This window comes from Pseudactinotalea sp. (assembly GCF_048594945.1).
In the GTDB taxonomy this organism is placed as follows: domain Bacteria; phylum Actinomycetota; class Actinomycetes; order Actinomycetales; family Beutenbergiaceae; genus Pseudactinotalea.
The window spans coordinates 1-4,578 of record NZ_JBMDXJ010000169.1; the positions used below are offsets into that span (position 1 = coordinate 1).

The 4,578-nt window shown below is 70.6% G+C and carries 5 protein-coding genes and 2 rRNA genes; all 7 read left to right on the top strand.

Annotated features, from left to right (window positions below; translation table 11 throughout):
- Window positions 1-106, top strand: a 23S ribosomal RNA gene (locus tag ACOJSN_RS07550); the annotation flags it as partial.
- A 96-nt stretch (window positions 107-202) separates the two neighbouring features.
- A 5S ribosomal RNA gene (gene rrf / locus ACOJSN_RS07555) occupies window positions 203-319 on the top strand.
- 462 nt (window positions 320-781) lie between these two features.
- Window positions 782-1,516, top strand: a complete 735-nt coding sequence (locus ACOJSN_RS07560) for a hypothetical protein (RefSeq protein WP_420111891.1) — start codon at window positions 782-784, stop codon at window positions 1,514-1,516.
- Window positions 1,513-2,589, top strand: coding sequence for an HAD-IIA family hydrolase (locus ACOJSN_RS07565; protein WP_420111892.1), 1,077 nt, complete (start codon window positions 1,513-1,515; stop codon window positions 2,587-2,589). Before ACOJSN_RS07560 ends, ACOJSN_RS07565 begins: the two co-directional genes overlap by 4 nt.
- A gap of 25 nt (window positions 2,590-2,614) precedes the next feature.
- Window positions 2,615-2,764, top strand: a complete 150-nt coding sequence (locus tag ACOJSN_RS07570) for a hypothetical protein (protein WP_420111893.1) — start codon at window positions 2,615-2,617, stop codon at window positions 2,762-2,764.
- A gap of 80 nt (window positions 2,765-2,844) precedes the next feature.
- Window positions 2,845-3,669 (top strand): TlyA family RNA methyltransferase, encoded by an 825-nt coding sequence (locus ACOJSN_RS07575; RefSeq protein ID WP_420111894.1) that lies wholly within the window; start codon window positions 2,845-2,847, stop codon window positions 3,667-3,669.
- Window positions 3,666-4,505, top strand: a complete 840-nt coding sequence (locus tag ACOJSN_RS07580; protein ID WP_420111895.1) for an NAD kinase — start codon at window positions 3,666-3,668, stop codon at window positions 4,503-4,505. The genes ACOJSN_RS07575 and ACOJSN_RS07580 overlap by 4 nt, the downstream gene beginning before the upstream one ends.
- The last annotated feature ends 73 nt before the right edge of the window (window positions 4,506-4,578 follow it).

Below are 4,578 nucleotides of genomic sequence, written 5' to 3' on the forward strand. Positions count from 1 at the left end.
CCCCGAGAGGCTCCCAGTAGACCACTGGGTTGATAGGCCGGATGTGGAAGTGGGGACGTAAGACCCATGAAGCTGACCGGTACTAATATGCCGATGACTTACCACATACACATCTCTTTGTATGCTACGCGTCCACTGTGCGGTTCCCGAGATACGGTCGGACTGCCTTGATCCAAGGCAGGCGACGACATCTCCATAGAGTTACGGCGGTCATAGCGAGGGGGAAACGCCCGGATCCATTCCGAACCCGGAAGCTAAGCCCCTCTGCGCCGATGGTACTGCGTGGGAGACTGCGTGGGAGAGTAGGTCACCGCCGGACATCCTTTCGACAAAGGCCGCCCCTTCGGGGGCGGCCTTTGTTGTTTCTGTAGGCTGTTCGCTGGTGCGAACGAGCGCCGCCGATCATCGAGGAGTCCACGTGCCGTCCGAATCAGAAGACCAGGCCGAGCGTCAGGAAGCTCCACCCACCGGCGCGCGTCAGGATCGTGCCGACGTCGGCCGTGAAGACCGGCGTGACGATGCTGCGCGTGCGGGTGATCCGCCGCGTTCTGGACGTGTGCCGCGACGCGACGGTGGCGGCCGGCCCGAGCGTGGCTCTCGGGCACCTGCGTCTGGCGGCTCTGGGCCGTCACAGCGCAGCGATCGCTCGGGAGATGCTCGGCGTGGGCGCGGAACGGCCCCACGTACTGGCGGTCCACGTCGCAGTTCGTCCGACACGGGCGGTCGTGCGGGGGGTCAGGGACGTCCGGACACACGTGGCGATCGGCGCGGAGGACCACGTGTGGACCGTGAGTCCCGCGTAGCACGAGGACTCGACGCACGGCCGCCGCGCCCTGACCGTCCGCAAGAGCCGGAGATTCCCGAGGACGTCGACTGGCAGCAGCTCGACAGGCAGGCACGTGCGCGGCTGCGGACGCTCTCGAAGGCGAATGCCGAGCGTGTCGGTCAGCATCTGGTGATGGCAGGGCGGTTGATCGATGACGACCCTGATCTCGCTTATGAACATGCACAGGCCGCAGTGCGCCGCGCCGGTCGTGTGGATGTGGTCCGCGAGGCAGCGGCCCTGACCGCGTACGCCGCCGGCAGGTATGCCGAGGCCCTGCGCGAGGTACGGACGGTTCGTCGGCTGTCGGGCGTCGATGCGCACCGCGCCATCGAGGCGGACTGCGAGCGCGGTCTGGGTCGCCCGGATCGCGCCCTGGTGATCATCGCCGAGGCTCCGTCGACGCTGTCAGCTGACGATCTGGCCGAGCTGGCGCTCGTGGAGGCCGGGGCGCGTACGGATCTCGGCGAGCTCGACGCTGCGCTGTCGGTCATCGAGAGGGTTGACCCGAAGGGACTGAGCGCCGACAGCGTCGAGCGTGTCGCGGATGCGCGTCACGACGCCCTGGTGGCGCTCGGACGTGCGGAACCGCGCGAGGAGCCCGCCACCGAGGCTGGTGCTGAGGGTGGCGACGCTCGCGAGGACGCCGACGATGACGTGATCGGCCTCGACGACCTGGGGGAGGTGCAGTGAGCGGGCTGCAGCCGCTCGACCAGTCACCCGCTTCGCTCTTCGACGTCGCACTGTTGGATCTCGACGGCGTGGTCTACCGCGGCGCTGCGGCGGTCGACCACGCTCCGGACTCGATCGCCGCCGTGCGGGCAGCGGGCATGGGCGTCATGTACGTGACCAACAATGCGAACCGGCCCCCGAGCACCGTCGCCGCGCACCTGACCGAGATTGGTGTCCCGACGACAGCCGCGGACGTGACCACCGCGGCACAGGCCGCCGCCGGACTCGTCGCCTCCGAGTACCCGGCGGGTACCCGCGTACTGGTGGTCGGGGGTGCGGGGTTGCGAGAGGCGCTCACGGCGGAAGGCCTGGTACCCGTCGAGTCGGCCGACGACGCACCCGCCGTCGTGGTGCAGGGGTTCGCTCCTGACGTCGGATGGGCGCAGCTCACCGAAGCCGTGCTGGCGATCAGCGCAGGCGCGGAGCACGTCGCCAGCAACCTCGACGCCACGCTCCCGATGGAACGCGGCAGCGCACTCGGGAACGGATCGTTGGTCGCCGCGGTGGTGAACGCCACAGGGCGGCGCCCACGCTCGACGGGCAAGCCACGGCCGGAGATCTTCCTGCAGGCGGCCTCACGTGCCGGCGCTTCACGTCCGATCGTGGTGGGGGACCGCCTTGACACCGACCTCGAGGGCGCACGCGCCGCCGGCTACCCGGGCATGCACGTGCTGACCGGGGTCGATCTCGGCGGTGCGCTGCTCGCATGCGTGCCCGAGCAGCGTCCCACCCAGCTGGCGCACGACCTCCGGGGACTGCTCGAGCCGCACCCCGCCGTCGAGCGTGAGGGCGACCGGTGGCGGTGCCGAGCCGCACGGGCCTGGTTCGATGCCACGGCGGGCGCAGTGTGCCTCGAGCGGAACGGCACCGAGGTCCCGCTCACTCACGGCACCGAGATCGAGCTCGACGAACTGCGGGCCGCCTGCGCGGCCGCCTGGCGGGCCGCCGACGAGGCGGGCGCGCCGACGTTGCTGAACGTTCATCCCCAGATCCGCGTCACACGTCCTGGTGGAGGCACTGGCGCGATAGCGTGAGTCTCACGCGCCAGGAAGGAACGGCATGTCGCAGGAGCAGGTCCACACCGATGATGTCGACGCTGCCCTCGCAGCGGTCGAGGAGCTTGACGACTCGATGCCGCTCGCCGCGCACGCCGACGCGTTCGAGCGCGCGCACGAGTTGCTGCAGCGCCGCCTCGAGGACGCGACGTAGGGCATGGCAACCACGTGTGAATCCGCTGCGCGGCACCCGGCACCTCGCGCGACGACCCTGGAGTTGGGAGCGCTGCCCTAGTGGTCCGTCGCGTTCGCCTCGACGCCGAGCTGGTCCGTCGCGGACTGGCACGGTCGCGTCAGCATGCCGGTGAACTGATCGCGACAGGTCGGGTCAGTGTCAACGGAGTGGTGGCCGGCAAGGCAGCGACCCAGGTCGAGACGGCACAGCCGGTGCTCGTCAAGGACGACCCGGAGGAGCCCGGCTACGCGAGCCGCGGTGGCCACAAGCTTGCCGGTGCGCTGGACGGCCTCGGCACCAGCGCGCCGCGGGTCAGCGGTCGCCGCGCCCTCGATGCCGGCGCGTCCACCGGCGGGTTCACCGATGTGCTGCTGCGCCGCGGCGCTGCCCACGTGGTCGCGGTCGACGTCGGGTATGGCCAACTGGTCTGGGAGCTCCAGAACGACCCGCGGGTGACCGTGATGGACCGCACGAACGTACGCACACTGGACGCGTCGCTGATCGACCCTCCGGTCGAGCTGGTCGTCGGCGACCTGTCGTTCATCTCGCTCGGGCTCGGGCTGCCCGCGCTCGCTGCGGTCACCACACCGGACGCGGACCTGCTGCTGATGGTCAAGCCGCAGTTCGAGGTGGGCAAGGACCGGCTCGGCTCCGGCGGTGTGGTGCGCGACCCCGAGTTGCACGTCGAGACCGTGCTGGGCGTGGTCGCGAACGCCGGGTCCCTCGGCCTCGGCCTCCGCGCCGCGATCGCCAGCCCCCTTCCGGGCCCGAGCGGCAACGTCGAGTACCTCGTCCACCTGCGCCACGGGTCCGGGGTCGACGAGCCCGAGACGATGGTGCGACGCGCGGTCCGGCACGGCCCGGCCGAGGGGATCGCCTCATGACGCGCAGGATCCTGCTGCTCGTGCACCCGACACGCCCGGAAGCGCGCGAGGCGGCCGACCTCGTCAGCGCCGAGCTGCGGGAGAACGACATCGTGCCGGTCACCGAGGAGGAGATCGACGGCGGTGAGGTGGAGCTGGCGATCGTGCTCGGCGGTGACGGCACGATTCTTCGCGCCGCCGAGGTCACACGTGGTCGGCGGACGCCGCTCGTCGGGGTGAACCTCGGCCACGTCGGCTTCCTCGCCGAGTCGGAGGTGGAGGAGGCAGTCGACGTCGCGCGGCGTGCCGCTGCCCGGGACTACGTGGTCGAGGAGCGGATGACCCTCGACGTCACCGTGACGTTCCCCGATGGCACCGTGCAGTCCAGCTGGGCGATCAACGAGGCGAGCGTCGAGAAGGACGACCGGTCGCGCATGCTCGAAGTCGCTGTCGGCATCGACGGACGCGGGTTGTCCTCCTTCGGCTGCGACGGGGTGGTGCTGGCCACGCCGACCGGCTCGACCGCCTACGCCTTCTCGGCAGGTGGGCCCGTGGTGTGGCCCGACGTCGAGGCGATGCTCGTGGTCCCGATCAGCGCGCATGCGCTGTTCGCGCGGCCACTCGTGGTGGCGCCGACCTCCACCATGGCGGTCGAGGTGCTCGCACGCAGCTACTCCGGCGCCCAGGTGTGGTGCGACGGGCGCCGCCGCATCGACGCACCGCCGGGCTCGCACATCGAGGTCGTGCGCGGTGCTGAACCGGTCCGGCTGGCCCGCCTGCACACGGCTCCGTTCACCGATCGCCTTGTGCGCAAGTTCGACCTGCCCGTCTCCGGCTGGCGGGGTGGCGGCTCGTGATCCGCGAGCTGCGCCTGACCGACCTCGGGGTGATCGCTGACGCCACGATCGAGCTCGGCACCGGGCTCACAGC

Bases quoted from the DNA above. Each gene is read 5' to 3' on its own strand.
- ACOJSN_RS07580 (WP_420111895.1), top strand. From the start codon at position 3,666: ATGACGCGCAGGATCCTGCTGCTCGTGCACCCGACACGCCCGGAAGCG.
- ACOJSN_RS07570 (WP_420111893.1), top strand. From the start codon at position 2,615: ATGTCGCAGGAGCAGGTCCACACCGATGATGTCGACGCTGCCCTCGCA.